This is a genomic window from Flavobacterium palustre, assembly GCF_014639535.1.
In the GTDB taxonomy this organism is placed as follows: Bacteria; Bacteroidota; Bacteroidia; order Flavobacteriales; family Flavobacteriaceae; genus Flavobacterium; species Flavobacterium palustre.
Genome location: NZ_BMGA01000010.1, coordinates 17,925 through 44,384 on the forward strand (window position 1 = coordinate 17,925; position 26,460 = coordinate 44,384).

A 26,460-nucleotide genomic window follows, 5' to 3' on the forward strand; every position below is an offset into this window, starting at 1 on the left:
TAAATTGGAATATTCCATTTCAAAAAAATCAATAACATCTTAATAATTTAAAATTTACTAAGTTCAATCGCAAGATTTGGAATTTGGAATTTAAGTTATTGGAATTTAAATTAAAAGATATGTTAATAGAATTAAACGAAGATACATTAGCTAATTTAGTTAATGAAAACGAAAAAGTAGTTGTTCAATTTTCAGCTTCATGGTGTGGTAACTGCCGTATTATGAAACCAAAATTCAAAAAACTGGCCAGTGAAAATGAATCGATTACTTTTGCACTTGTTGACGCTGAAAATTTCCCGGAATCAAGAAAATTAGCTAACGTAAGCAACTTACCTACTTTTGCTACTTTCGTAAACGGAAAATTGGTAAACGAAACACAAACTAACAAACAGGAAGTTTTAATCGAATTGGTAAACGAAATTGTGTAAAGATTTATTGTTTAGAGTTAGTGGTTTATTGTTCCCTAACTATAAACAATAAATTCAAAACAACAAACCATAATCTACAAACCACAAACAAAAAATGAAACTACCCGTAATAAAACATCTGACGCAGTTTATCGAAGAAAACGATCAGGATTACATCATCGAAACCATTGAAGTACTGGAAGCTCTAACTGAGGTTTCATCACTTAAAGACGAAGAATTAGATGTTATTGGTGAGTTAATTTCGAATATGTACGGCGCTCTTGAAGTACATAAACTAATTAAAAACGGAACCGATAAAAAAGAAGCATTGAATACTTTTATGAAAAGAGTATTGGGTTCTATCGACAAATAAAACTTTGGTTTTTCAACAATAAAATGCATCTCAAACAGTTGCATTTTTTTTGCATTTACAGCTATTCCTCAAATAGCCATTTCATTAAAAAACGTTTCCTCAAAGATTGAAAATCTTAAAACAGAAATCCTAATTCTTAAATAATTTTCATACTTTTGAAGCTCATTAAAAAAATCAATTATGGCTTCAATTACATTAGGAGGAAATCCAATAAACACTGCAGGAGAATTACCAAAAGTAGGTACAAAACTTGCCGATTTTAAATTAGTAAAAAACGATCTTTCTGTTGCTTCTCTAAGCGATTTTAGCGGAAAGAAATTAGTTTTAAATATTTTTCCAAGTATCGATACCGGAACTTGTGCTACTTCAGTACGAAAATTTAATGAGGCTGCTGCCAAATTAGACAACACCGCTGTTTTATGTATTTCAAGAGATTTACCATTTGCTCAAAAACGTTTTTGTGGAGCTGAAGGAATTGAAAATGTAGTGAATTTATCTGATTTTCAAGAAGGAAGCTTCGGAAAAACAAATGGATTAGAAATTGTAGATGGACCATTGGCAGGATTACACTCCAGAGTATTAATTGTTACTGATGCTGACGGGACAATTTTACACACAGAACAAGTTGCTGAAATTGCTAACGAACCAAATTACGAAGCTGCATTAGCGGTGCTTTAATATGGCTTTTCAAAAAGACAATTCTTTTTTTAGCGGACGATTAAAAAGTGTCAACTACGCCTTAAAAGGTGCTGTTAAACTTATCACTACCGAACACAGCATAATGGTTCAGTTCTCAATTGGAGTATTATTAACTGTTGCCGGATTTATTATAGGAATAACAGCCACCGAATGGCTTTTTCAAACTTTCGCAATCGGTTTAGTCTTAAGTATTGAAGGACTTAATACTGCAATAGAAAAAGTAGCCGATTTTATTCATCCGGATTACCACGAAAGAATTGGTTTTATAAAAGATATTGCTGCCGGATCTGTATTTTTTGCAGCAATTACGGCAATAATTATTGGTTTAATCATCTACGTGCCTCACTTTATTTAAGAGGTTCAGTTACATATACAGAATGGCAAAAACAACAAAAAAAGAACCTTTAGATTCGAAAGACAATTCAAAACCTAAAGTTTTTAAATCATGGGAAATATCAAAACAGCATAAAACCATTTTAGGCTGTCTTTTAGTATTATTTTCTGTTGCTTTACTGGTTGCTTTTGTCTCTTTCTATGTTTATGGACAAGAAGATCAAAGTGCTGTTTTAGAATTAACTAACAGAACTGAAACTGTAAAAAATTGGCTGGGAAAGTTTGGTGCTTTCCTGGCTGATTTAATAGTATATCAAGGCTTCGGGCTGGCTTCTTTCCTATTTGTCCGATTGTTTTTCTTAACCGGAATCTTTTTAATTCTTGGTCTTTCCAGCCGAAAACTAAAAAATATTTGGTTTTGGGATTTATTTGTAATGATTAATCTTTCGGTACTATTTGGATTCTTTGCCACTTCATTACCTGAATTAGGCGGAACAATTGGCTACGAATTGAATTTATTTCTACAGGATTACATTGGAAAAACAGGTACTTTATTGTTACTCATTTTTGGAATACTGATTTATGTTATTTTCAAACTAAGATTATCTGCTGAAAAAGTACAGTCCTTTTTTGAAAACAGCAAAAAAGATATTATTCCGGAAACCAATAATAATTTTGCCCCAAAAACAGATAGTGCATACAATTTAGAGGAATTTGCAATAACTGAAGAAGAGTCAGAACCTGAAACAGAAAAAATCCCGGAATTCAAACCTTCGCAATTTGAAATCAACAAAGAAGCTTTAAAGCCTACCATCAACAATCCGTCTGAAATTGATTTAAACCCCATTTCAAAACCGCTTGTCGTTGAAAAAACTGCAGCAGTAGCTATGGCCGTTGCCAATGAGGATTTTGTCATCGAAGCTTCACCTGAAGAAGAAGTCATAGAAGAAAATCTGGCTGCACGCCTTGTTGCTGATTTTGGATTATTTGATCCAACACTGGATTTATCCAATTATAAATTCCCAACCCTTGATTTACTCAAAGAATATTCAACCGGAGGAATTACCATTAATCAGGAAGAATTAGAAGAAAACAAAAACCGAATTGTAGATACGCTTCGCAATTACAAAATTGAAATTGCACAAATTAAAGCCACTGTTGGACCTTCGGTAACCTTATACGAAATAGTTCCGGAAGCCGGAATCAGAATCTCAAAAATTAAAAGCTTAGAAGACGATATTGCTTTATCGCTTTCTGCTCTTGGAATCCGTATCATTGCTCCTATTCCCGGAAAAGGAACCATTGGTATTGAAGTTCCAAACAAAAATCCTACGATGGTTTCTATGAAAAGTGTTATTGGTTCAACCAAATTTCAGGAAGCCGAAATGGAATTGCCAATTGCACTTGGAAAAACAATTTCAAACGAAACCTTTGTTGTCGATTTAGCCAAAATGCCTCACTTGTTGATGGCAGGTGCTACCGGACAGGGAAAATCAGTTGGATTGAATGCGGTTTTAACTTCGTTGTTGTACAAAAAACATCCTGCCGAAGTCAAATTTGTATTGGTTGACCCTAAAAAAGTAGAATTAACTCTTTTTAATAAAATTGAAAGACATTATTTAGCAAAACTTCCTGATGTTGAAGATGCTATTATTACCGATAATGCCAAAGTTGTAAATACTCTGAATTCACTTTGTGTGGAGATGGATAACCGTTATTCTTTGTTGAAAGATGCTATGGTGCGTAACATCAAAGAGTACAATGAAAAATTCAAATCCCGAAAATTAAATCCTGAAAACGGACACCGATTTCTACCCTATATTGTATTAGTGGTCGATGAATTTGCCGATTTAATTATGACGGCTGGAAAAGAAGTCGAAGTTCCTATTGCCCGTTTGGCTCAGTTAGCCCGTGCTATTGGGATTCACTTGATTATTGCCACTCAAAGACCTTCGGTAAACGTAATTACAGGTTTAATTAAGGCCAATTTCCCTGCGAGAATTGCTTTTAGAGTAACTTCTAAAATCGATTCCAGAACCATTTTAGACACTCAGGGAGCCGATCAGTTAATTGGTCGTGGAGATTTACTATATACCAATGGAAATGATGTGGTACGTGTACAATGTGCCTTTATTGACACACCGGAAGTAGAAAAAATCACTGATTTTGTGGGTTCACAAAAAGCTTATGCAACCGCTTATTTACTTCCTGAATACACCGGAGGAGAAGAAAATGGCATTAATCTTGATATGGATATTTCCGAAAGAGACAGTTTGTTTAGAGAAGCGGCTGAAATTATTGTCAACGCACAACAAGGTTCGGCATCCTTATTACAACGAAAACTAAAACTAGGCTACAACAGAGCCGGACGATTAATTGATCAATTAGAGGCTGCAGGAATTGTAGGCCCTTTTGAAGGCAGTAAAGCCCGCAGCGTAAATATTCTGGACATGCACGCTCTCGATCAATTTTTTAATAATGAAGAAAATAATTAATTACAATGAAAAAATTTATTCAATTTACATTTATCTTACTAATTTGTTTTTCCGTACAAGCACAGGACAAAAAAGCAAAAGCCCTTTTAGACCAGGTTACCGCTAAAGTAAAAAGCTATAATAATATTGTAATCGATTTTAAATATTCCCTCAACAACAGTAAAGAAAATATCAATCAGGATAGTAAAGGAAATGTCACATTAAAAGGCAATCAATATGTTTTGAATTTCATGGGAATGACAAAAATATTTGATGGAAAAAAAACCTATACCATTGTTCCTGAAGACGAAGAAATAAATATTTCTTCGGTAAACGAAAAAGATGATTCTGCTGTTACACCATCAAAAATGCTGACATTTTTTAACAGCGGTTATAAATATTCGATGGACATTTTACAAAATGTAAGAGGTCGAAAAATACAATATGTAAAATTAATTCCAACAAATGCTAAGGATCAAAGGAAAGAAATCCTTTTAGGAATTGATGTACAAACCAAACACATTTACAACCTGATTGAAACCGGTAAAAAAGGAACAAAAACAACTTTAACCGTTAATTCTTTTAAAACCAATCAACCTTTGTCAAAAAATCAATTTACCTTTGTAGCTAGCAAATACCCTAATTACTACATCAATAAATTAGATTAATCCATTACGTGAAAATTCTTGACAAATACTTATTAAAAACATTCCTGATTACATTTGCTACGGTATTTGTAATCTTGTTTTTTATATTCATACTTCAAACCATTTGGCTTTTTATTGCAGAACTTGCAGGTAAAGATTTAGATTTTGGTTTAATTATCAAATTCTTACTCTTTTCGATGCCACGAATTATACCGTTGGTATTGCCTTTATCCATCTTGTTGGCATCCATTATGACCTTTGGTAATTTGGCCGAAAACTATGAATTTGCAGCCATGAAATCCTCAGGAATCTCTTTGCAAAGAGCCATGAGAAGCCTTACGTTGTTTATTCTGTTATTGAGTATTGTGGCTTTCTTTTTTGCCAATAACGTCATTCCTTTTGCCGAATACAAATTCATCAATTTCAGAAAAAATATTGCTCAATTAAAACCGGCCATGGCCATTACAGAAGGTCAGTTCAGCGATGTGGGATACTACAACATCAAAGTCAATAAAAAATCAGGAGAAAACGGCAACAAACTAACAGGGATTACCATTCACAAAAAATCAATGAATGGCGACGGCAGTAAAACAGTCATAAAAGCAAAAAATGGAGAGCTGATAAGCAGCGAAACTTCAAGTGTGCTTCAAATGATTTTAAATGACGGAAATTACTATGAAGATATTACTCCTAAAAAATTCTCCGACCGAAACAAAGTTCCTTTTGCTAAAAGTTCCTTTAAAAAATACACCATCAACATTGATTTATCACAACTGAATGATGTTGATGTAGATAAAGAAAAAATAGCCAACACCAATACGATGTTAACGGTAAACGAATTAAATTATACTTTAGATTCTTTACATAAAAATTTTAAAACTGAAGTTGCTTCCTATTCTGAAAATATCAACTTAAGAACAGTTATCGAAAACAAAACCTATAATGATGTTGCCAATAAAGAATTAGTCAAAAAAAGAAAAACACTTCCTCCGGATATACTTTCTTTGTATGACAACAAAAAAAAATCAGAAATTTTACGAACAGCCAGCAGCAATCTTAGCAGCATAGGATACAGTATTGACGGTAGCAAAATCAACCTTCAGGCCAAGCAAAAAAACATCAATAATCACCTATTGGCTTTTTATGATAAATTTGTAATTGCTTTTGCCTGTATTATGATGTTTTTTATAGGAGCACCATTAGGAGCAATTATTAGAAAAGGCGGACTTGGATTGCCAATTATTTTTGCCGTATTAATATTTATCAGCTTCCATTTCATGAATACATTTGGAAAAAGATTTGCTCAGGAAAACGGAATAAGTCCGTTTTTAGGAGCCTGGATGTCATCATTTATACTGACACCTCTTGCAATACTGTTAACATACAGAGCTACAAATGATATTGGTCTGATCAATATGGATATTATACTGGCTCCTTTACAAAAAACACTACAAAAAATAACACAAAAATTTACCACTAACAAAAAACAATAACCTAAAATGGTCACAGATAAAATACAACTCCACACAATTGAAGAAGCAATTGAAGATATTCGTCAGGGAAAAATAATCTTAGTTGTTGATGATGAAGACAGAGAAAATGAAGGTGATTTTTTAGCAGCAGCCGAAAAAGTAACACCTGAAATGATCAACTTTATGGCAACACATGGTCGTGGATTAATTTGTACTCCGCTAACCGAAAAACGCTGTAAAGAATTGGATTTAAAACCAATGGTTACCAACAATACTGACCACATGGAAACAGCTTTCACCGTATCAGTTGACTTAAAAGGAAATGGGGTAACTACAGGTATTTCAGCCGCTGACCGAGCTAAAACGGTACTTTCTTTAATAGATGCTAAAACAAAACCACAGGATTTAGCCAGACCTGGACACATTTTCCCTTTAATTGCTAAAGAAGGTGGTGTTTTAAGAAGAACTGGACACACAGAAGCTGCTATAGATTTTGCCAGATTAGCAGGCTTTAAACCAGCAGGAGTTATTGTCGAAGTAATGAACGAAGACGGTACAATGGCCCGTTTACCTGAATTAGTAAAAATTGCAAAAAAATTCGACATCAAAGTTGTGTCAATCGAAGCTCTTGTTGCTTACAGAATGCAACACGACAGTATTATTGTTAAAAAAGAAGATTTTGACATCAATACCCGTTTTGGAACTTTCCGCTTAAGAGCCTACGAGCAAATCACAAACAAACAAATTCATATTGCTTTAACAAAAGGAACCTGGAATACAGGAGAGCCTATCTTAACCCGCATCCACTCTTCACAAGTAAATAATGATTTATTAGGTACTTTAACTAACAACGTTGACCAGCAACTAGACGATATGTTTAAAATAATCAACGAAAACGGACGTGGTGCAGTAATTTTTATCAATCAGGATATGTCGGCTGTAAATCTGCTTAATCGTATCACTGAATTAAAAACACTTCAAGCCGAAGGAACTATGAAAGCCCCTAAAGTAGTCATTGATATTAAAGATTACGGAATTGGTGCTCAAATATTACACGATATCGATATCTCCAAAATACGATTGGTATCTAATAGTACACAAACCAAACGTGTAGGAATGATTGGTTATGGTTTAGAAATCACAGAATATGTACACTATTAAACTATCGTTCTAAAAAACGAAACAGATTAACTCACACAGAATAAATCACTTAAATCAGCTATCAAAAAATAGCTGATTTTTTTATCCAAATATGTTTTTTTATCTGGAAAAACCTCCTATATTTGCACTCGCAATCACAAAACGATAGCAACATACTGGAGAAATGGCAGAGCGGTCGAATGCGGCAGTCTTGAAAACTGTTGACTGTAACAGGTCCGGGGGTTCGAATCCCTCTTTCTCCGCAGAATAACTTTCAAAAGTTATCAAAACCTCGAAAATCTTATGATTTTCGGGGTTTTTTCTTTTAAGAAACTCTCAAATAATACATTCTTTATCAAATTTCAAGGAGTAAAATCGAGACCCTAAAAAATCAAAATATTGGGTCTCGCAAAATGATTAGCTAGAACGGAGAATCATCTGATTTTACTGGGGGTTACAACCCAGTTCTTAGCACTATCATTTTTTGAACATCTTGTAAATAGACAAACCTTATTATAACTTATTTGTATAATTTAAAGGTTACCAAAATGAAAGTAAAAACCACCTTGCATTTTTATGCAAAATCAACAAAGAGTAATTCAGCAGGGTTATTTCCAATTTATGTTAGGCTGACAGTAGACGGAAAAAGATTAGAGTATAGTACAAAAAAATTCATTGATCCAACCAAATGGTCGTCAAGTACCAGCAGAATGAAGGGCAATTCAGAAGAAGCACGTTCAATAAATAGCATACTTGATTTTGTAAAAAATAAAATCAATGAAATACAATATGAACTATTAAAAGATGGTATTTCCTTTACTATTGAAGAATTTAAAAAAAGATTACTTGGTACTTCAGAAAGAACCAGGACACTTATCCCCATCTTCCAGGATCATAATAATAAAATAAAAGCACTTATCGGAAAAGAATATGCTCCGGGAACTTTAGAACGCTATGAAACCTCTTTAAAGCACACCAAAGATTTTCTAATGTGGAAATACAATGTTTCGGATATTGAGATAGTAAAAATTGACCATGCCTTTATCACCGATTATGAATTCTATTTGAGAACTGTTCGTAATTGCTCCAATAATACAGCAGTAAAATACATTAAGAACTTCAATAAGATTATCAAGATTTGTTTAGCCAATCACTGGATTGAGAAAAATCCTTTTGCTAATTATAAATCGAAAGTAAAAGAAGTAGAAAGAGTCTATCTTACCGAAAACGAAATCCAGGACATAATCAATAAAGATTTTGGAACCGACAGACTTTCATTAGTTCGAGATATCTTTATTTTTAGCTGTTTTACGGGACTTGCTTACATCGACGTAAAGAATCTTACCAAATCACATATTAGCTTTGGTATCGACGGCGAAAAGTGGATATTTACCCACAGACAAAAAACAGAATCAGCTTCTAAAATCCCGATACTTCCGGTAACCCAAATGATTATTGAAAAATACGAAAATCATCCGCAGGCAATTAATGAGGACCGCTTACTCCCTATTTTTAGCAACCAAAAAATGAACGCCTATTTAAAAGAAATTGCGACAGTTTGTAATATCAAAAAAGAACTAACATTCCACATCGCCAGACATACTTTTGCTACTACAATCACACTAACAAACGGAGTCCCTATTGAATCAGTTAGTAAAATGCTTGGTCATAAAAATTTACGAACTACCCAACACTACGCAAAAGTCCTGGATAAAAAAGTTGGAGAAGACATGAAAATTCTAAAAGATATATTTTCAAATAAAGCTATTGGTATTAATCTAAAATCAGTTAACTAATAAATATTAAAATGTTAAATTATTTGTAAGATAATTACAAATAAAACTCTAAATTGCGCAAGAATTTAATATCAAATAGCCACAATTGATATTAAATGATTAAAAATTCCAAAAACAAATTTCATCCTAATAAAACGTGTATTAATATTTAAACAATAGGATTTTTAATACTCATTATGAAAATATCATATTTACTTGAATGTTATGATGTAATCTTTCGTCAAACGATTTCCCCAATTACTAATTCAAACAAAACCATTTTTGAAGCACTTAGTAATAACGAAAATAATTCATATCGAATTTTTGAAATAGAAATCAATAAAAACAAAAACACTGATAATTTAAAAATTTGCCAAACATTTCACTCCTTACATCCTAAAGTTCAAGAATTAGAATTGAAATCAATATTTCATTTCAATGAATTTGTAGAATTTATTCCAGTTTTAAAATCAATAATCGAATTTACCGGTGAAAATATTTTTATAGCAAAGCATCCTGAATGCACAAATAAATTTTATGTATATGAAAAATGTTCGATTAATGAAATACCAGTCATACAACGCAACTTATTTTATACACATCAAATTTTAAAAAATGAAAACCTCAACATTAAACGAGCTATAAAAGAACAAGTATTTAATTATAAATCAAATTTAAAAATTGAACACTTTATTCATAAAATCCAGTTGTCTTTAGAATCTCAATTACATTTATTGATCAAACATATAGAACCTAAATCCAAAAAAGAACTATATGAATACTCTAATAATTATGATAAAATAGATTGTTTAAAATGTCAATTTTCCCATTTGGAAAAGCTGCTCATATTTCTTGAAAGAGAATACATAGATTATTTAAATGATAAATCGATGGTACCCTACCGAACGGTTTTAATTGATGAAGTTGAAATCGCTTCTAAAATAGAATTCGTCCGGAATTCTTTACTATCAATGGTTATCGATAAAGAGTTATTACAAATAATTTTCGAACCATTATTAAATCTGACTACTTTACATACTCACGAAAAAATTAGTTATTACCAATACAATTACTCTAAAAAATATCTAATTGATATTGCGAAATTCATATATCAAAATCCAAACGGAATAACTCAATTAGAATGGTGCAATTGGCTGATAGAAATGCATGTCAATATGTTTAATTTTTTCGATTATATAACTTCTATTTTAAAAAATGAGTTTAATAATTGTGATACCGAAATGGAAAAGTTAAACCTAATGTTCGATTATTTAAAAATCTACAACCAATCTAAAAACAAGCATTGCGTTTCATATAAAGAAAATCTCCCTTCTATTAAATTTCAAATTTATAACTGGCTCGAAGAAGAAATTGAATTCCTATCAAGAAAAACGGAACTCACCAAGAAAATAGAACATCGTGAGGAAAGCAACCATAATCATAATAAAATACACTTAGATCTTTCAGTTGCACAATTAGCCTATGTTCTTAATTTACTAATTAAAGCTGGATTAATAAAAAACAATAACCTCAAAGAAGTGCTTCAAGTAGCCACAGAAATTTTTAAAACTGACATGACAGAATCAATTTCTTTTGATAGTTTACGTTCTAAATTTTATAATGTAGAAACAAGTACTTCTGATGCAGTAAAATTAAAAATTGAAAACCTCTTAAATTTTACGAAGCTCTAATATTTCCTTTAAAATTCGATACCCAAAGCCACGCATTTTTACTAAATCTTCATCTGAAATAGATAATAATTCGGCTAACGTTTGAAGATTATTAAACTTCATAAAACTCAGCAATTCAGCACTTGGAGTAAAATCTTCATTTGTTCTCATAAAATAAATCGTTTTTACATAGTTATAAAAACAAGCTGCGTGGGACATCTGCTATCAGCCACAGAGGTACCGCCAAGCACCCACAGCACACGATTAACAGAGCCCACGCATTGCGTAGGCGAACAGTTAATTCGTGAGCTGTTATAGAATGTTTTGGCGGTTTTCTGTGGCTCTACTTAACTTTCGCTATATGTATTGAGTTTTCACTCAATTATTTTATTCTCGCACAAATTTAAACAAATACCCTTATTTCAAGTCATTTTGACAAAATATAAATTAAAATCTAATTATTTTTTTATGTTTTTAGTTTATTTTTCAGGGGGTTGTAACCCCTTTGTAACTGTTTTGGTGTATTCAAATGAACTCTATTTGCCATAATAAATTAATAAAATGTATAACTATGGCTATCGAAGTACTTACAAAAGAAGACCTGAATCAATTCAAAACAGAATTACTATCTGAATTCGCGCAGCTTTTAAATGCAAATCCCCAAAACAAACAGAAATGGCTCAAATCAAAAGAAGTGCTGGAATTGTTAGCCATATCACCGGGAACTTTACAAAACCTCAGAATAAATGGTACACTGACCTTTACCAAAATTGGAGGAACTATTTATTATGATCAGGATGATATCAATAAAATTCTGGAGCGAAATAAAAAAGCGGCCAAATTAACCCTCTTCAAATAATGCATAACATTTAGTTGAATTACTATGAACTATATCAAACACCTTTCGGGATTCTTTCAAAAAATCAGTTACGATACCGACCTAAATCCTACACACGTGAGTTTGTATATGGCATTATTTCAAACTTGGAATGTCAACCGTTTTCAAAATCCTATAAGCATTACCAGAAATGAAATGATGCGAATCAGTAAAATTTATTCCAAAGCAACATATCATAAATGCATTAATGAACTACACGAAAAAGAGTACATAAAATACGAACCTTCCCATAATCCTTTCAAAGGCAGTTTAATCTACGTAAACAGCTTGGAAATAAGCCTGGAGCAACCAAGCAAGAAAGAACAAAGAAGGTCAAAAAAAGAACAACCTATTGAACAAGTAGTGAACAAGTACAAGACAAGTACCTTACCAACTCCTAGACAAGCGCTGGTATCTTATATAAACAATACAAACAGTACAAACGCTTTAAATCTTGAAAACGAGAGCGCACAAGAAAAAAAATCAGATGGTGAAGATTTTGAAATTGAAAATTTGATACCAAGAGAAAAGAAGAAAAAAAAGTGGCGCGAAAAAAAAGAAAATTCAAAAAATGTCATCCCGAGCATGTCATCCCGAGCGTGTCATCCCGAGCGGAGTCGAGGGGCGAGGGACGAGGGACAAATCCCACCAAAATTCGATGATGTAAAACAATATTTCGTTTCACAAAATACCGAAGAAATCGAAGCCGAACGATTTTTTAATCATTTCCAGAGTAACGGTTGGTTAGTCGGCGGAAAATCCAAAATGTACAATTGGCAAGCTTCAGCCAATAATTGGATTTTAAACTTGCAAACCTTCAAGCCTCTCAAAATGGTAATATCAAATCCGATTCCGGGGAATTTAAAAACGTCAAACCAAAAAAAATACGATGAACCCTTATAGCGAAATTCAAAAAACATTTGTAGTGAAAAATGGCATCAAAATGTACGACTTCGACAAATGCTTAGCGGCATTACAAATCATTGGACATTACCACTTTGGTAACCAATTCAAAATTTACGAGGAAGACATCCCGGTTATCAGGAAACTAATTACCTATGCCATTCGAGATATAAATTCAACAACAAAATTAAATCTAAATCCCAACAAAGGAATCATATTGTCGGGGCCTGTTGGTTGTGGTAAAACTTCGTTAATGTATTTGCTGAATTATTTCTGTTCACATAACTACAGTTACAAAATAAAACCCTGTAGAGACATCGCCTTTGAATTTGCCGTTAAAGGATACGATGCCTTATTTCCTTTCACCAAAAAAGAATACAAGCAAATCAAACTAAACACCTATTGTTTTGATGACCTGGGAACCGAAAAACAAATCAAACATTTCGGCAACGAATGCAATGTAATGGCCGAAATTATCCTCAGCCGTTACGATTCATTCATCCACGAAAAAACACTAACACATGTGACCACTAACCTATCCGCTTCGGAACTCGAAGCGTGCTATGGTGACCGGGTACGGTCTCGGATGAGGCAGATGTTTAACCTTATAGCTTTTGACAGGGATACTAAAGACAAAAGATAATTTAGTTTATTATTAGCAATCCACACTTCTACTAATTCAAAACCAATACTAATATCCATTATTTAAAAAACATTCTAAAATCAACCAAATCAATATGATTTTAATAAATTGTTACTGTCAATGTCTCAATAATGTCCTAATAAAACATTAAGTTTGAATCCTAAAAAAAGGAAATTAAAGAAATATAAAAACCTACATATTTACAATTAAATGAGCTTCAATAAAATCCTAGAAAAATACCGTAAAATTTCATTTTCAGAAAAAGATAAAGGAGAACGTTTTGAACGTTTAATAAAAGCATATTTATTAACAGACCCTAAATATGCCAATCTATTTAAAAAAGTTTGGATGTGGAATGAATTTCCTTCAAAAGCTGATTTAGGTGGTAATGATACAGGTATTGATTTAGTAGCTTTGACAAATGACGGTGACTATTGGGCTATACAATGTAAATGTTATGCAGAAACTACAGTAATTGATAAAAAAGCAGTTGATACTTTCCTATCAACATCAAGTAGGTCTTTTAAAAATGAAGACTTACAAACCACTCATTTTTCACAATGTTTGTGGATTTCCACTTCAAATAATTGGTCTTCAAATGCCACAGAGTCTTTAAAAAACCAAAGACCTCCTGTTTCTCGTATAAATATTTATGATTTAGCAAATGCTCCTGTAGATTGGGAAAAATTAGAAAACAATATTACAGGCGAACTAGCCAGAACAAAAAAATATCCATTAAAGGAACATCAAAAAAATGCTTTAGAAAGTACCTACATTCATTTTAAAGAAAATGATAGAGGAAAATTAATAATGGCTTGTGGAACTGGAAAAACGTTTACCTCGTTGCGCATTGCTGAAAATGAAACTAAAGACAAAGGCTTAGTACTGTTTTTAGTACCTTCCATTGCATTGCTAGGACAAACCTTAAATGAATGGAGTGCTCAGGCAATGGTAAAAATAAATCCAATTTGTATTTGTTCAGATCCTGAAATCACTAAAAAGAAAAAACAAGTCGATGATATAGATACAACTTCGGTTATCGATTTAGCATTACCAGCATCTACAGATGTTCCAAATATTATTCATCAATTCAGAAGATTAAAAACTCATGCAAATGATGGAATGACTGTTGTGTTTTCAACATACCAGTCTATTGATGTAATCTCAAAAGCTCAAAAAGAATTATCAAAAGTATATCCCGAATACAGTGAATTTGATTTAATTATTTGTGATGAAGCGCACAGAACAACTGGTGCTAAATTATCTGGTCATGACGAATCAGCTTTCACAAAAGTTCATGATAATGATTTTTTAAAGTCAAAGAAAAGACTTTACATGACAGCAACACCTCGTTTATATGACAATGAAACCAAAAGTAAAGCTGCTCAAGCAGATGCTATGCTTTGGTCAATGGACGATGTAAATGTTTATGGTGAAGAAATCTATCGTATTGGTTTCGGAGAAGCCGTGCAGAAAAAATTATTGACAGATTACAAAGTACTTATTCTCACATTAAGTGAAAATGATGTGCCTCCAGTAATTCAATCTATGATTGCAAATGCAGAAAGTGAAATAAAAGTAGATGATATGCCTAAATTAATTGGTTGTATCAATGCACTTTCAAAGCAAGTCCTTGGCGATGAGGGATTGGTAAAGTCATCAGACCCTAATCCAATGCGTAGAGCGGTTGCCTTCTGTTCAACTATCGTGACTTCGCAAACTATTACAGATACATTTAATGATGTCTCTGATACTTATATTGATTCATTACCAAAGGAATTCCGAGACAAAACAGTTTCCGTAGCGTCAAAACACATAGACGGTTCTATGTCGGCTACACAACGAAACGAATTATTAGGTTGGTTAAAAGACGAACCAAAAGATAATGAATGTCGTGTTTTAACAAACGTCAGATGCTTATCAGAGGGGGTTGATGTACCATCTCTCGATTCAGTTATGTTCTTATCAGCAAGAAACAGTCAAGTAGATGTTGTACAATCTGTCGGTCGTGTAATGCGTTTATCCGAAGGCAAACAATATGGTTATATTATAATTCCGGTTGTTGTACCTGCTAACGTTAGTGCAGAAGATGCCTTAAGTGACAACGAGAGATTCAAAGTAGTTTGGTCTGTTTTAAATGCATTACGTGCTCACGATGACCGATTTAATGCTACTGTCAATAAAATTGAATTAAATAAAAAGAAACCTTCCAATATTTTAGTGGGAGGTTCAGGTATTGGATTTGATGAAAATGGAGACCCTTTTGTTAAAGATGGCTATGATGGTTCTACAGGTGAAATAATTGACGACCAACTACAAATTCATTTTGAAGAATTACAAAGCGCAGTATTTGCGCGTATGGTATTAAAAGTTGGAGACCGTAGATATTGGGAACAATGGGCGCAATCTGTAGGAGAAATTGCAACACGTCAAAAAGAACGCATTTTAGAATTGATAAAAAATTCACCTAAACACGAGAAAGAATTTGAAAATTTCTTAAAAGGTTTACGCAAAAATATCAATCCTTCTGTAGGTAAAGAAGAAGCGATTGATATGTTATCACAGCACATCATTACAAAACCTGTATTTGATGCATTATTTGAAGGCTATTCTTTTGTTGAAAACAATCCAATGAGTCAATCCATGCAAAAGATGTTAGACTTATTAGAAGAAGAGACAATAGAAGAAGATGTAAAGACATTAGAAAGCTTTTACGAATCTGTAAAAATGCGTGCTTCGGGTATTGATAATGCAGAAGGAAAGCAAAAGATTATTTTAGAATTATACGATAAGTTCTTTAAAACTGCTTTCCCTAAAATGGTGGAGCAGTTGGGAATTGTGTATACACCTACCGAAGTAGTAGATTTTATTATCCATTCCGTTGCCGATGTATTGCAAAAAGAATTTAACCGTAATATCTCAGACGAAAACGTGCATATCTTAGACCCTTTTACAGGAACAGGTACTTTCATTACACGTTTAATGCAATCAGGTGTTATTCGTCCAGAAGATTTAGAACGCAAATACAAAAAAGAAATTCATGCTAATGAAATTGTTTTATTAGCCTATTACATTGCTTCAATAAATATAGAAAACGTATTTCATGACCTAACACCAGACCCTAATGACGGCATTGGTAAAGAAGTATATCATCCATTTGAAGGTATTTGTTTAACAGATACTTTCCAATTAGGCGAAACAAAAGATGGTGAACAATTATTCGATGAGATGTTCCCGAAAAACTCAAAACGTGTACAAGACCAACAAAAAGCACCAGTTCGTATTATAATCGGAAATCCACCTTATTCAATTGGTCAAAAATCGGCTAATGATAACGCACAAAATCAGTCTTACCCTAAATTAGACAAACGTATTGCGGATACCTACGCTAAAGCTTCAAATGCAGGTTTAAATAAATCATTATATGATGCCTACATCAAAGCATTCAGATGGTCAACAGACCGTTTAGACCCTAAAAATGGAGGAATTGTTGCCTTCGTTTCAAATGGTGCATGGTTAGATGGGAATTCAACAGATGGTTTTCGTAAGTCTCTTGAAAAAGAGTTTGATTCCATATTCGTTTATAATTTAAGAGGAAATGCAAGAACAAGTGGTGAATTAAGACAAAAGGAAGCGGGTAACGTTTTTGGTGGTGGTACCCGTACACCTATTTCAATTACTTTATTAGTTAAAAATCCAGAATCTAATAGCGAAAAAGCTAGAATCCATTACCATGATATTGGTGATTATTTAACACGTGAAGACAAACTTAAAATTGTTTTAGAAAACAAAACATTTTTAAATCCAAATTTTGAATTAACTACATTACAACCGAATGAGCAAGGGGATTGGTTAAGTATGCGTAATGATGCTTTTGATAATTTTATTCCATTAGTTCCTGAGAAAAAGTTTGATTTAAAGACTCAATCTATATTTAATACATACGCAATAGGTATTGCAACCAATCGTGATGCATGGACATATAATTTTTCAAAAAAAGAAATTGAAAAAAACATGCAATCAATGATAGATTTTTATAATCAACAAAAAGATGCATTTGTAACTGCTAAACAAAATTTAAAAAATTTAAGTATAGAGCAATTTATTGATAACGATGCTACTAAAATTAGCTGGACTAGAGCTTTGAGAAAAGATGCTACTAATGGGATTACTCATATTTTTAAATCCAATGAATTTAGAAAATGTGTTTATCGTCCTTTTACAAAACAAAACTTATATTTTGACAAACCTTTTATAGAAAGTCCAGGTTTAAGTCCTATGTTTTTTCCAAAAAACACTTTATCAAATTTAGTTATTAGTATTACTGGTGCTGGTGCATCAAAGGCGTTCACCGTACTTATTTCTAATTCTATTCCGAATCTTGATGCGATAGAAAAAGCTCAATGTTTTCCACTCTATTATTTCGAAGAAAACAAAACAGCACAAAAAGGATTATTTGATGAAGGCAATGGTGAAGATTATATCCGTAGAGATGCTATTTCAGATTTTATTTTAGGAAGAGCAAAAGAACTATATGGTAAAAATGTAACCAAAGAAGATATTTTCTATTATGTATATGGCTTTTTACATTCAAATGAATACAGAGAAACCTTTGCAAATGATTTAAAGAAAATGTTACCAAAACTTCCATTGTTAGAGGAAGTAAAAGATTTTTGGGTTTTCTCTAAAGCCGGTCGTCAATTAGCAGAGTTACATTTAAACTATGAAAATGTTGCTCCTTATGATAGCGTTAGTGTTATCGGGGAAGACAAAAACAATTTTTTAGTTGATAAAATGAAGTTCCCTAAAAAGAACCAAAAAGACACTATCATTTACAACAATCATATCGTAATTTCAAATATTCCTGAAAAAGCATACGAATATATTGTAAATGGTAAATCTGCCATCGAATGGATTATGGAGCGTTATCAAGTTACTACACATAAGGACAGCGGTATCACCAACAATCCAAACGACTGGGCTACCGAAGTTGAAAATCCACGATATATTTTAGATTTACTATTAAGCATAATCAATGTATCTGTTCAAACTGTAGATATAGTTAGCAATTTACCAAAACTAAAGTTCTAAATGACCAAGACCCAACCAAAAATAGCAATTAAGTTTTATCAAGGAGTAAAAGATTTAACGTCTAATTTTAAAGACGAAGAACAACTAATTGAAGGTATTAAGGAAAAGATGAATGATTTCTTCAATATGAAGAACATTTGCTTTTTATTTGGTTCTGGTACAAGTAGTGGTTCTATTCCTACAATGAAAGAACTAGTTACAAAAGCTAAAAATGAAATTACGTCTCTATCTAAAACCCATGTAGCATTTTATGAATCAATTACATTAAAAGACCCTGATAATTTAGAAGAATTATTAGGGATCTTATATTCTTCTAAAATATATTTTTCTAGTGATGCTTCTAAAGGTGGTGAATTACAAATTTGTACAGAAGTTATTGAAGTTATAGAAAGGGTAATTTACACTGAGATTAATATTGATTTTAATGATTCAAAACATGAAGCCCAATTAAATAATTATAAGAATTTTTACCATAAAGTAGGTTTTCGAAACAAGGATTTATCGCGTATAAGTATTTTTACCACTAATAATGATATGTTTAATGAATATGCGTTAGATAGTTTAAATATTTCATATATCAACGGATTTGGTGGTGGTATAAATCGGTTTTTTAATCCTGCGTATTTTAACTATACTTTTTCAAAAAGAATGGATACCAGTATTGATAAATATGAACCTATTGAAAATTTGGTTTATTTATATAAAATTCACGGTTCAGTCAACTGGTTGGAGGACATTTCAAATGCAAATACTTTTTTCAATATACGTGAAGAAACTTCTTTGAAAAATTTAGTATATGATTCTTCAAACAACGTCTTAATTTATCCTACTCCTACAAAACAAAATAAAAGTTTAGGGAGTCCTTATACTGAACTTTTTAGAGAGTTTCAAAAAAAGTTATTGGAGCCAAATACTGTAATATTTGTAATAGGTTACAGCTTTAGTGATGAACACGTTAATAATATTATTTACCAATCTTTAGCAACTAATTCTACTATCAATGTTGTTATTTTTAATGATTTATCTTCAAAAGAAATTTCTAAAATAAACGACAATAGGATATTTAAAATTTATGGATATGATAGTACTGGTGCAAAAATTCATTATTTCAACAACATAATTGATAAGTTTATACCAGATATAAATATGCATAATAATGAAATTGAGCTACTTCGAAAATATATAACTGAAAATAAAAAACCTTAATATGAAAATAGGTAAAATTGTTTCGGTGGAATATGATAAATTCAGAGTAAAACTCTTTCATAATACTAAGGTCTCAACTATTAATATTGATGGGAAAGTATATTATTTTGGCAACATTGGTAGTTTTTTAAAAGTAAATAATTCAATTGGTGATTCAATTATTTGCGAAGTTGTAGCAGTATTAGATAATAGTAATGAATCTAAACCTTTTAGCGAATTTAATCTCGATAGTGCAAGAGAACTAATAATCAAACCAATTGGAACTCTTGATAAAAACAATAAATTCCTAATGGGTGTTGGCATTTTTCCATCAATCTATAGTGATACTATGATTGTTACAGAGGAAAATATGAAAGGAATAATGCTTAATAAAAATGAGGTTTCTACAACAAATAAAATTCATGATTACATCGATATAGGTATTAGTAAAAATTTTATCCACACCAATCAATTAGGCTATATTAAATACAATGAGAACGAAAACTTTAATAACAGTGCTACATTTTCAATAGAATAAACTAAAAACCAATACAATAAACCTGTAATAGTATAATAAACCAACTAGGTTTATTAAATAATTATTTTTATTATATTTGTATGACATATCAGTCACTAAAACCAAAATAAGCACTTTATGAATGATAAACAATACATAAACTGGATTGCAATGAGCGATGTTGCACTGGCACAAACCATTGGAGCATTTATAAAACACCACAGGTTAGTACAAAATAGAACTCAGGAAGAAGTCGCTAATGAAGCAAACATAAGCCGCTCAACATTAAGTTTATTAGAAAAAGGAGAAGCCATTACAGTACCTACCCTTTTACAAGTACTAAGAGTTTTAGATTTACTTTATATAATGGATGTTTTCAAAATTCAGGAGCAAATAAGTCCAATTGAACTGGCAAAAATAGACCAACAAAAAAGACAACGTGCTAGAAATAGTGATAGTGATAATTCAAAAAAATCAGACTGGTAATGATTACAACCGCTTTTATTAAAATATGGGATGAAACAGTGGGTGCTGTAGCCTGGAATGTAGAAACAGGGATTGCAAGTTTTGAATATGACCCTAAATTCATAACAAAAAAATGGGATTTGGCACCTTTAAAAATGCCATTGGCAAGTAGCAACCGTAGAATCTTTTCCTTTCCGGAACTTAAAAATATAAAAACATTCAAAGGATTACCTGGATTATTAGCAGATGTACTTCCAGACGATTATGGGAATCAACTAATAAACAATTGGTTAGCCCAAAATGGTCGTCCCGAAAACAGTATGAATCCTGTTGAAATGTTATGTTTCATTGGAACTCGTGGTATGGGTGCGCTAGAATTTGAACCTTCACAATTCAAAGCCAATAAAAGAGCATTTGACATCGAAGTAGATAATTTAGTTAATATCTCACAAAAAATGCTGGAAAAACGAGAAGGATTTGAAACCAACTTAAGCGAAGACGAACAAAAAGCCATGTTAGACATTCTTAAAATTGGAACTTCAGCAGGAGGAGCTCGTCCTAAAGCAATTATAGCATACAATGAAAAAACAGGACAAGTAAAATCTGGACAAACCAATGCTCCAAAAGGATTTGAACATTGGCTAATTAAATTAGATACAGTAAGTGATGTCCAATTTGGAGAAAGTACAGGTTATGGCAGAATAGAAATGGCCTATTATCTCATGGCAAAAGCTTGTGAAATAGAAATGATGGAATGTCGATTGATGGAGGAAAATGGTAGAGCTCATTTTATGACTAAACGTTTTGATAGACAAGATGGCGATACCAAACATCATATCCAAACACTGTGCGCTATGCAACATTATGACTTTAATCAAATAACAAGTTTTAGCTACGAGCAGTTATTTCAAACAATGCGGTTATTAAAATTACCCTATCCGCAAGCAGAACAACTTTTTAGAAGAATGGCTTTTAATGTAATTGCTAGAAATTGTGATGATCATACCAAAAATTTTGCCTTTAGATTAAAACAAAATGAAAATTGGGAATTGACTCCTGCTTATGATGTTTGCTTTGCCTACCGTCCGGAAAGTACTTGGGTAAGCCAACACAATTTAAGCATTAATGGAAAAAGAAAAGACATCACAAAAGAAGATTTGTTAATCGTAGCAAAATCAATGAATATAAAAAAAGCACCCTTAATTATACAACAAATTAATGATGTAGTCAGTAAATGGACAACATTCGCAGAAGAAGCCAAAGTAAATAATAACTTTATGGAACAAATTAGCAAATCGCATTTAATTTTATAAAAAACGTAAAAATTAGAACACAAAATAATTCAAACAGTCCTCACGAAGTCCCATTAGAAATACAACTAGATATTTTCGAAAAATTGAGGGGATTTTAGTTTCCAGTTGCCACTCCTTTGCCAACGCTAGAAAAAAATTACTTTCATGTTTTTATTCTAGCACAAAAACAAGTAATTTGCTTTTCAGCCATAATTAAAAAGCTATCAATGAAAAAGCACTCATTATTTCAAGTTGATTTAATGAGTGCTATAAAAAATAGTTTTAAACTAATATTCAATTGAATTTCTGTTGAAATTTTAAAAAACTTCAAATAAACGAAAATTTTGTACAATTGAATTAGACAATTAATTTATAGATAATAGAAAAGAACATCAGCCTTTAATAACAAACATCTTTACAGAATAATTACCCTAATTTCAAAATTTTACAATGTCAATTTTAACGCATCGTTTAATCGTAATGCCACATTATCCCAATTGATAATATTAAAAAGGGCATCCACAAAATCAGTACGTTTGTTTTTGTATTTCAAATAATAAGCGTGTTCCCAAACATCAATAACTAATATCGGTATTGCACCCCATTGCGTTAGTTTTTCGTGGTTTTCACATTGCAAAATTACCAAGCTATCACTGTAAGGCTGGTAAGCTAATATTCCCCAACCGTTTCCATCCACATTTTTCGCCGTGGCAGCAATTAGAACTTTCAATCTCTCGAAACTACCAAAACTTTTCTCAATTCGTTTGAGTAAATCTCCTTTTGGTAAGTTGCTTTTATTCGTGAGATTTGTCCAAAATATGGAATGTAAGATATGTGATGAAAAATGATAAGATAGTTTTTTTGTCCAAAAATCAACTGTTTCCAAATTGTTTTCGTCCAATGCTTTTTTTATCATTTGCATGTCCTTGTTTGCTCCTTTTACTGCTCCACCGTGATGAAAAGTATAATGCAGATGTAAGGTTTCAGCATCCATATAGGGTTCCAGAAAATTTTCGCTATAGGGCAATGTTTGTTGAATGTAATTACCATTGGCATCTACCAATTTATCAATTGAATTATCGGCTAAATTTTCAGCAAAGGCATTTGTAGTAGGAAGCACTAATGCTGCTGCACCAAACAAGGTGCTTGATTTTAAAAACTCTTTTCGGTTCATAGTACTAATTTTATAACAACTCCCACAACTGCTGCAACAGCAATAATGTAGGGTTCTTGAATTTTCTTGATATAAAGTAAAGCAAAAATGGTGGAAATAGCAATCAGTGTTGTTGGAATATCCAAAATACTTCTGGATGCAATTACTCCAACCGCTCCCACCAATGCTCCAACTACAGCTGCTGTAATTCCATCCACAAAAGCTTTGATAGATTTATTTTGCGCGATTTTTTTAAAAGATGGAGCCAAAGCAATCGTAAATAAATAACAAGGTAAAAATGTGGCTAAAGCAGCTACCAAAGCACCTGGAAAACCGGCAACCAAATAACCAATAAAGCCAACAGTAATAACAACGGGACCGGGAGTAATCATTGCAACGGCAACTGCATCTACAAATTGATGTTCCGTCAACCATTGGTTTTCTACCACAACTCCCGAATGTAAAAAGGGTACAATTGCCAATCCACTACCAAATACAAATGCTCCAGCTTCGGCAAAAAAGATGGCAATTTTCACGAGAGTAGAATTGTCATAGTTCCAAAAGCCCATTGGTAACAAAACAATAGAATTGGTAGTTTTATTATTAAACCATTTTGGAGGAGCTTTAACAAACATATATAAAAATCCTGCTACTATAAATAACAAAACCTGTTCTTGCTGTGTAACCAATGTTACAATTACAGCAACGATAAAAAACAGCCACAACAGCCAATTTTGTTTGAAAGAAGATAGATTAAATTTTCCGATAGATTTTATGGTCAGTTTATAGGAACTCATTACGATAATACCGATAACTGCTGCGCCTATGCCATAAAAAACGGCTTGTATCCAAGACAAACCTCCATATAATTTGTAAACGATTCCCAATAGCACTACCATTATAAAAGAAGGTAAAATAAAGGCAAAACCTATTAAAGTTGCCCCTAAAAAACGGTAATGTACAAATCCAAGGTAAATAGCTAATTGTGCCGCTAATGGCCCTGGAGCTAATTGTGCCAAAGCTAGACCTTCTTTATATTCTTCTTCTGAAATCCATTTTCTGTTTTCGACTAAATCTTTGTGCATATAACCAACCAAGGCTACTGGTCCACCAAACCCCATTGTTCCTAATTTCAGAAAATAAAGGGTTAATTCCTTTAAAGTATATATTGGGTTCTTTTCCATAATTCAAGATGTTTTAAAAAGCGATACCAAATTGGAAACCTACAGTAAATGTAGCTGGATGTTCGTTCCCAAATCGTACTGGTAATGGAACAGCCACATAATAACTACTGTTGGTGTTTTTTATTACTGTTTTGTTGAAAACCGGCGTTATACCATATCTACCATTCGTTTCAAAAGCAGCCCTTCCTGCAAAGGTGTAACCTTTCCCTAATGCTACCAATACTCCGGGATGGAATAACAAATTATTCATTTTGCTGATTCCGTCTTCTGATTTTATGTTGGGAACTACTTCAAATGAAAATCCAATTTTAGAGCTTTTCCAAATATTGACTCCTGTTGGAAAACCAACGGCGTAATAATCTCTGAAATTTACATTCGTTTCCTCAGAACTAAAAGTAGCTATTGGATGAAGTACACCAAAATACCCCGTTATTTTGGGATAAGAGGTTTGAGAAAAAACAGAGGTATTGAATACCAATAAAGCAAAAAGGATGGCTAATCTTATTTGTGTCATAATCATTAATTTATTTTATGACGACAAAACTAATGATGTCAGGATGGTATAAATAGTATCTTATTTACCTTTTGTATCTGAATTACCTTTTTGTGATTTTTTACGATAAAAAGAAGGGTTTTTCCCTGTACTTTGTTTAAATATTCTCGTAAAATGACTTTGGTCTGAAAAACCCGTCATATAAGCTATTTCAGTAAGCGTATAGGTTGAATTTTGAATAAGAGTTATGGCTTTTTCTATTCGTAATTTTCTAACATAATCTCCAAAATTAAGGTCGTCAAAATACTTTGAAAATTCTCTTGATAGATAGGAAGGGTTTATTTCCAAATCATTAGATATTTTTTTTAAGTCAAAAGTAAATTGGGTATCTATTTGATCCTGAATAATTGCTTTTAAATCTTTAACCCAGGCAGGCGTTTTCTTTTTACTTACTTTTTTCTCTTTTAAAAATGTTTGATATACTTCGTGTAACAGTTTTTCAAAAGGGCTGTTTTGTAAATGATTTTGCTTGTATAAATGTGTTGCCCAACTGTATAGCGCATCATAAATAACCATTCCGGTTTTCAAAAGTTCATAATCATCTTTGATATTGTATGAAAGTCCAGCTGAGATTGCCCAAAGTCCAGCAGCTTCTTTTGCTAAATCATGTCTGTCTGTATCTGCTCCACGAACAATTTCCGCAATTATCAATAGAGCGGGATCAGTAATTTTATGTTTTTTAATGATATAATCAAAAGAGCTTTTGTCCTTATAGTGGGTATATTCTACATCAGGCATATCAAACGGAATGGCATCCAAGGCTTTTGCTTTATCTAATACTTCGCTGAATGGAACATAAATAAATTCGGCTTCTTTATCAATAAACGTCTTTATCAGCCAAGGACAGGCAATTCTATCTATTTTAGGTCTTTCTCTGGTAATCCATTTCATCTGTAATTCTTTTTTGGGTACAATTAAAAAGTTGACAGTTTTAAATTATTTACACGGTTTTTGTTTAATCCTTGCTTTTTCGTTACTAAATTTTTGCCTTTCGTTTCTATCTAATTTTTGTAAAATATAGTTGTAATCATAGTTTTGACGGTCTAATTCTTTTTGTAAACTATCAAAAGTAACTTGATGTTTGTCTTTTACAGCAGTAGTAATTACAGCAATTTTAGCTTTTATTTTATTTTGCTCTGCAATCAAATACAAATAAGTTGCATCCTGATTTAATTTAGATTGCAAAAAAGCTATTTTATTTTTTAAAGGAGTTATTTCACGAATATTATTGTTGTCATTTTGTTCTAATTCTTTTTCAAATTCCGGTGTAGAGATATGTCCATAAATATGTTCGTGAGCTTCTGAAATCTTACGACTCTTATTCAGATATTTAATGTTAATTTCGTTTATCCGATGATTAAGTAATGCTATTTCAGATTGAATCGGTTTTATAATTCGGGTTATCTTTTGATTTATGGAAATCAATTCTGGATTCAATTGTCTTGAGTTTTGAATGCTCTCTAATCTTACTTTTTCTTTAGTACTTAACCAAGCACATTTTGTTTTTTTATATTCCTGTAGCCAACTTTTTCGATTGTCAATGCAAGATGTTGCCAATAAAAGTGTAGCCAGAATCCAAATAAATTTATTCATTGATTTTATTTTTT

24 protein-coding genes and 1 tRNA gene are annotated in these 26,460 nt (G+C 32.2%); 19 read left to right on the forward strand and 6 right to left on the reverse strand.

From position 1 onward, the window contains the following. Window positions 1-119: 119 nt before the first annotated feature. The 11 genes from IEV84_RS15185 (at window position 120) to IEV84_RS15235 (ending at window position 11,011) form a co-directional block, all read left to right on the forward strand. Complete coding sequence (locus tag IEV84_RS15185; protein ID WP_188495466.1) at window positions 120-428, forward strand: thioredoxin family protein; 309 nt, start codon at window positions 120-122, stop codon at window positions 426-428. Window positions 429-522: 94 nt separating this feature from the next. After that, window positions 523-780 (forward strand): DUF6952 family protein, encoded by a 258-nt coding sequence (locus IEV84_RS15190; protein WP_188495468.1) that lies wholly within the window; start codon window positions 523-525, stop codon window positions 778-780. Between the two features lie 180 nt (window positions 781-960). Next, entirely contained in the window at window positions 961-1,458 is a 498-nt protein-coding gene (gene tpx, locus IEV84_RS15195) for a thiol peroxidase (RefSeq protein WP_188495470.1), read from the forward strand. A gap of 1 nt (window position 1,459) precedes the next feature. Beyond that, the gene (locus IEV84_RS15200) at window positions 1,460-1,834 is read left to right on the forward strand and encodes a diacylglycerol kinase family protein (protein WP_188495472.1); all 375 of its coding nucleotides are present in this window, start codon (window positions 1,460-1,462) and stop codon (window positions 1,832-1,834) included. Between the two features lie 22 nt (window positions 1,835-1,856). Continuing rightward, the gene (locus tag IEV84_RS15205; RefSeq protein WP_188495474.1) at window positions 1,857-4,307 is read left to right on the forward strand and encodes a DNA translocase FtsK; all 2,451 of its coding nucleotides are present in this window, start codon (window positions 1,857-1,859) and stop codon (window positions 4,305-4,307) included. A 5-nt stretch (window positions 4,308-4,312) separates the two neighbouring features. Beyond that, window positions 4,313-4,954: an outer membrane lipoprotein periplasmic chaperone LolA1 gene (gene lolA1 / locus IEV84_RS15210; protein ID WP_188495476.1), complete on the forward strand. Its 642-nt coding sequence runs from the start codon at window positions 4,313-4,315 to the stop codon at window positions 4,952-4,954. A gap of 8 nt (window positions 4,955-4,962) precedes the next feature. After that, window positions 4,963-6,426: an LptF/LptG family permease gene (locus tag IEV84_RS15215; RefSeq protein WP_188495477.1), complete on the forward strand. Its 1,464-nt coding sequence runs from the start codon at window positions 4,963-4,965 to the stop codon at window positions 6,424-6,426. A gap of 6 nt (window positions 6,427-6,432) precedes the next feature. Then, window positions 6,433-7,566: a 3,4-dihydroxy-2-butanone-4-phosphate synthase gene (gene ribB / locus IEV84_RS15220; RefSeq protein ID WP_188495479.1), complete on the forward strand. Its 1,134-nt coding sequence runs from the start codon at window positions 6,433-6,435 to the stop codon at window positions 7,564-7,566. A gap of 157 nt (window positions 7,567-7,723) precedes the next feature. Then, window positions 7,724-7,808, forward strand: a tRNA-Ser gene (locus IEV84_RS15225). 285 nt (window positions 7,809-8,093) lie between these two features. Continuing rightward, on the forward strand, window positions 8,094-9,341 hold the full coding sequence (locus IEV84_RS15230) for a site-specific integrase (RefSeq protein WP_188495481.1): 1,248 nt from the start codon (window positions 8,094-8,096) through the stop codon (window positions 9,339-9,341). 176 nt (window positions 9,342-9,517) lie between these two features. Further along, complete coding sequence (locus tag IEV84_RS15235; RefSeq protein WP_188495482.1) at window positions 9,518-11,011, forward strand: hypothetical protein; 1,494 nt, start codon at window positions 9,518-9,520, stop codon at window positions 11,009-11,011. On the opposite strand, the gene IEV84_RS15240 is transcribed toward IEV84_RS15235, so the two are convergent. Continuing rightward, a complete protein-coding gene (locus tag IEV84_RS15240; protein WP_188495483.1) occupies window positions 10,991-11,161 on the reverse strand; it encodes a DNA-directed RNA polymerase subunit alpha C-terminal domain-containing protein in 171 nt (56 codons plus the stop codon). The genes IEV84_RS15235 and IEV84_RS15240 overlap by 21 nt on opposite strands. Window positions 11,162-11,561: 400 nt before the next feature. Between IEV84_RS15240 and IEV84_RS15245 the strand changes: the two genes are divergently transcribed. From IEV84_RS15245 to IEV84_RS15280, 8 genes are all read left to right on the forward strand, one after another. Further along, a complete protein-coding gene (locus IEV84_RS15245) occupies window positions 11,562-11,849 on the forward strand; it encodes a helix-turn-helix domain-containing protein (protein ID WP_188495484.1) in 288 nt (95 codons plus the stop codon). 24 nt (window positions 11,850-11,873) lie between these two features. Next, the gene (locus IEV84_RS15250; protein WP_188495485.1) at window positions 11,874-12,770 is read left to right on the forward strand and encodes a transcriptional regulator; all 897 of its coding nucleotides are present in this window, start codon (window positions 11,874-11,876) and stop codon (window positions 12,768-12,770) included. Further along, window positions 12,757-13,413 carry a P-loop NTPase family protein gene (locus tag IEV84_RS15255; RefSeq protein ID WP_229732710.1) on the forward strand — a complete coding sequence of 219 codons (657 nt, stop codon included), beginning with the start codon at window positions 12,757-12,759 and terminating at the stop codon, window positions 13,411-13,413. The genes IEV84_RS15250 and IEV84_RS15255 overlap by 14 nt, the downstream gene beginning before the upstream one ends. 210 nt (window positions 13,414-13,623) lie before the next feature. Continuing rightward, window positions 13,624-18,504: a DEAD/DEAH box helicase gene (locus IEV84_RS15260; protein ID WP_188495486.1), complete on the forward strand. Its 4,881-nt coding sequence runs from the start codon at window positions 13,624-13,626 to the stop codon at window positions 18,502-18,504. After that, window positions 18,505-19,710 carry an SIR2 family protein gene (locus IEV84_RS15265; RefSeq protein ID WP_188495487.1) on the forward strand — a complete coding sequence of 402 codons (1,206 nt, stop codon included), beginning with the start codon at window positions 18,505-18,507 and terminating at the stop codon, window positions 19,708-19,710. Between the two features lies 1 nt (window position 19,711). After that, window positions 19,712-20,227 carry a hypothetical protein gene (locus IEV84_RS15270; RefSeq protein ID WP_188495488.1) on the forward strand — a complete coding sequence of 172 codons (516 nt, stop codon included), beginning with the start codon at window positions 19,712-19,714 and terminating at the stop codon, window positions 20,225-20,227. 117 nt (window positions 20,228-20,344) lie between these two features. Beyond that, on the forward strand, window positions 20,345-20,692 hold the full coding sequence (locus tag IEV84_RS15275) for a helix-turn-helix domain-containing protein (protein WP_188495490.1): 348 nt from the start codon (window positions 20,345-20,347) through the stop codon (window positions 20,690-20,692). Further along, the gene (locus IEV84_RS15280) at window positions 20,692-21,984 is read left to right on the forward strand and encodes a type II toxin-antitoxin system HipA family toxin (protein WP_188495492.1); all 1,293 of its coding nucleotides are present in this window, start codon (window positions 20,692-20,694) and stop codon (window positions 21,982-21,984) included. Before IEV84_RS15275 ends, IEV84_RS15280 begins: the two co-directional genes overlap by 1 nt. A 424-nt stretch (window positions 21,985-22,408) precedes the next feature. On the opposite strand, the gene IEV84_RS15285 is transcribed toward IEV84_RS15280, so the two are convergent. The 5 genes from IEV84_RS15285 to IEV84_RS15305 are packed head-to-tail and all read right to left on the reverse strand — an operon-like array spanning window position 22,409 to window position 26,446. Then, window positions 22,409-23,137, reverse strand: a complete 729-nt coding sequence (locus tag IEV84_RS15285; protein WP_188495494.1) for a superoxide dismutase — start codon at window positions 23,135-23,137, stop codon at window positions 22,409-22,411. Next, the gene (locus tag IEV84_RS15290) at window positions 23,134-24,300 is read right to left on the reverse strand and encodes a chromate transporter (RefSeq protein ID WP_188495496.1); all 1,167 of its coding nucleotides are present in this window, start codon (window positions 24,298-24,300) and stop codon (window positions 23,134-23,136) included. Before IEV84_RS15290 ends, IEV84_RS15285 begins: the two co-directional genes overlap by 4 nt. Before the next feature lie 13 nt (window positions 24,301-24,313). Next, the gene (locus IEV84_RS15295) at window positions 24,314-24,814 is read right to left on the reverse strand and encodes a hypothetical protein (protein WP_229732712.1); all 501 of its coding nucleotides are present in this window, start codon (window positions 24,812-24,814) and stop codon (window positions 24,314-24,316) included. Window positions 24,815-24,874: 60 nt separating this feature from the next. After that, the gene (locus IEV84_RS15300) at window positions 24,875-25,744 is read right to left on the reverse strand and encodes a chromate resistance protein ChrB domain-containing protein (RefSeq protein ID WP_188495499.1); all 870 of its coding nucleotides are present in this window, start codon (window positions 25,742-25,744) and stop codon (window positions 24,875-24,877) included. Between the two features lie 45 nt (window positions 25,745-25,789). Continuing rightward, window positions 25,790-26,446 (reverse strand): hypothetical protein, encoded by a 657-nt coding sequence (locus IEV84_RS15305; RefSeq protein ID WP_188495501.1) that lies wholly within the window; start codon window positions 26,444-26,446, stop codon window positions 25,790-25,792. Window positions 26,447-26,460: the final 14 nt, after the last annotated feature.

What these genes read in the sequence shown, in the direction of transcription:
- IEV84_RS15275 (WP_188495490.1), top strand. Translation starts at nt 20,345, where the DNA reads ATGAATGATAAACAATACATAAACTGGATTGCAATGAGCGATGTTGCA.
- IEV84_RS15305 (WP_188495501.1), bottom strand. Translation starts at nt 26,446, where the DNA reads ATGAATAAATTTATTTGGATTCTGGCTACACTTTTATTGGCAACATCT.
- IEV84_RS15300 (WP_188495499.1), bottom strand. Translation starts at nt 25,744, where the DNA reads ATGAAATGGATTACCAGAGAAAGACCTAAAATAGATAGAATTGCCTGT.
- IEV84_RS15230 (WP_188495481.1), top strand. Translation starts at nt 8,094, where the DNA reads ATGAAAGTAAAAACCACCTTGCATTTTTATGCAAAATCAACAAAGAGT.
- IEV84_RS15290 (WP_188495496.1), bottom strand. Translation starts at nt 24,300, where the DNA reads ATGGAAAAGAACCCAATATATACTTTAAAGGAATTAACCCTTTATTTT.
- IEV84_RS15245 (WP_188495484.1), top strand. Translation starts at nt 11,562, where the DNA reads ATGGCTATCGAAGTACTTACAAAAGAAGACCTGAATCAATTCAAAACA.
- lolA1 (WP_188495476.1), top strand. Translation starts at nt 4,313, where the DNA reads ATGAAAAAATTTATTCAATTTACATTTATCTTACTAATTTGTTTTTCC.
- IEV84_RS15295 (WP_229732712.1), bottom strand. Translation starts at nt 24,814, where the DNA reads ATGACACAAATAAGATTAGCCATCCTTTTTGCTTTATTGGTATTCAAT.
- IEV84_RS15285 (WP_188495494.1), bottom strand. Translation starts at nt 23,137, where the DNA reads ATGAACCGAAAAGAGTTTTTAAAATCAAGCACCTTGTTTGGTGCAGCA.
- tpx (WP_188495470.1), top strand. Translation starts at nt 961, where the DNA reads ATGGCTTCAATTACATTAGGAGGAAATCCAATAAACACTGCAGGAGAA.
- IEV84_RS15240 (WP_188495483.1), bottom strand. Translation starts at nt 11,161, where the DNA reads ATGAGAACAAATGAAGATTTTACTCCAAGTGCTGAATTGCTGAGTTTT.
- IEV84_RS15260 (WP_188495486.1), top strand. Translation starts at nt 13,624, where the DNA reads ATGAGCTTCAATAAAATCCTAGAAAAATACCGTAAAATTTCATTTTCA.
- IEV84_RS15280 (WP_188495492.1), top strand. Translation starts at nt 20,692, where the DNA reads ATGATTACAACCGCTTTTATTAAAATATGGGATGAAACAGTGGGTGCT.
- IEV84_RS15250 (WP_188495485.1), top strand. Translation starts at nt 11,874, where the DNA reads ATGAACTATATCAAACACCTTTCGGGATTCTTTCAAAAAATCAGTTAC.
- ribB (WP_188495479.1), top strand. Translation starts at nt 6,433, where the DNA reads ATGGTCACAGATAAAATACAACTCCACACAATTGAAGAAGCAATTGAA.
- IEV84_RS15235 (WP_188495482.1), top strand. Translation starts at nt 9,518, where the DNA reads ATGAAAATATCATATTTACTTGAATGTTATGATGTAATCTTTCGTCAA.
- IEV84_RS15255 (WP_229732710.1), top strand. Translation starts at nt 12,757, where the DNA reads ATGAACCCTTATAGCGAAATTCAAAAAACATTTGTAGTGAAAAATGGC.
- IEV84_RS15185 (WP_188495466.1), top strand. Translation starts at nt 120, where the DNA reads ATGTTAATAGAATTAAACGAAGATACATTAGCTAATTTAGTTAATGAA.
- IEV84_RS15270 (WP_188495488.1), top strand. Translation starts at nt 19,712, where the DNA reads ATGAAAATAGGTAAAATTGTTTCGGTGGAATATGATAAATTCAGAGTA.
- IEV84_RS15200 (WP_188495472.1), top strand. Translation starts at nt 1,460, where the DNA reads ATGGCTTTTCAAAAAGACAATTCTTTTTTTAGCGGACGATTAAAAAGT.
- IEV84_RS15190 (WP_188495468.1), top strand. Translation starts at nt 523, where the DNA reads ATGAAACTACCCGTAATAAAACATCTGACGCAGTTTATCGAAGAAAAC.
- IEV84_RS15265 (WP_188495487.1), top strand. Translation starts at nt 18,505, where the DNA reads ATGACCAAGACCCAACCAAAAATAGCAATTAAGTTTTATCAAGGAGTA.
- IEV84_RS15205 (WP_188495474.1), top strand. Translation starts at nt 1,857, where the DNA reads ATGGCAAAAACAACAAAAAAAGAACCTTTAGATTCGAAAGACAATTCA.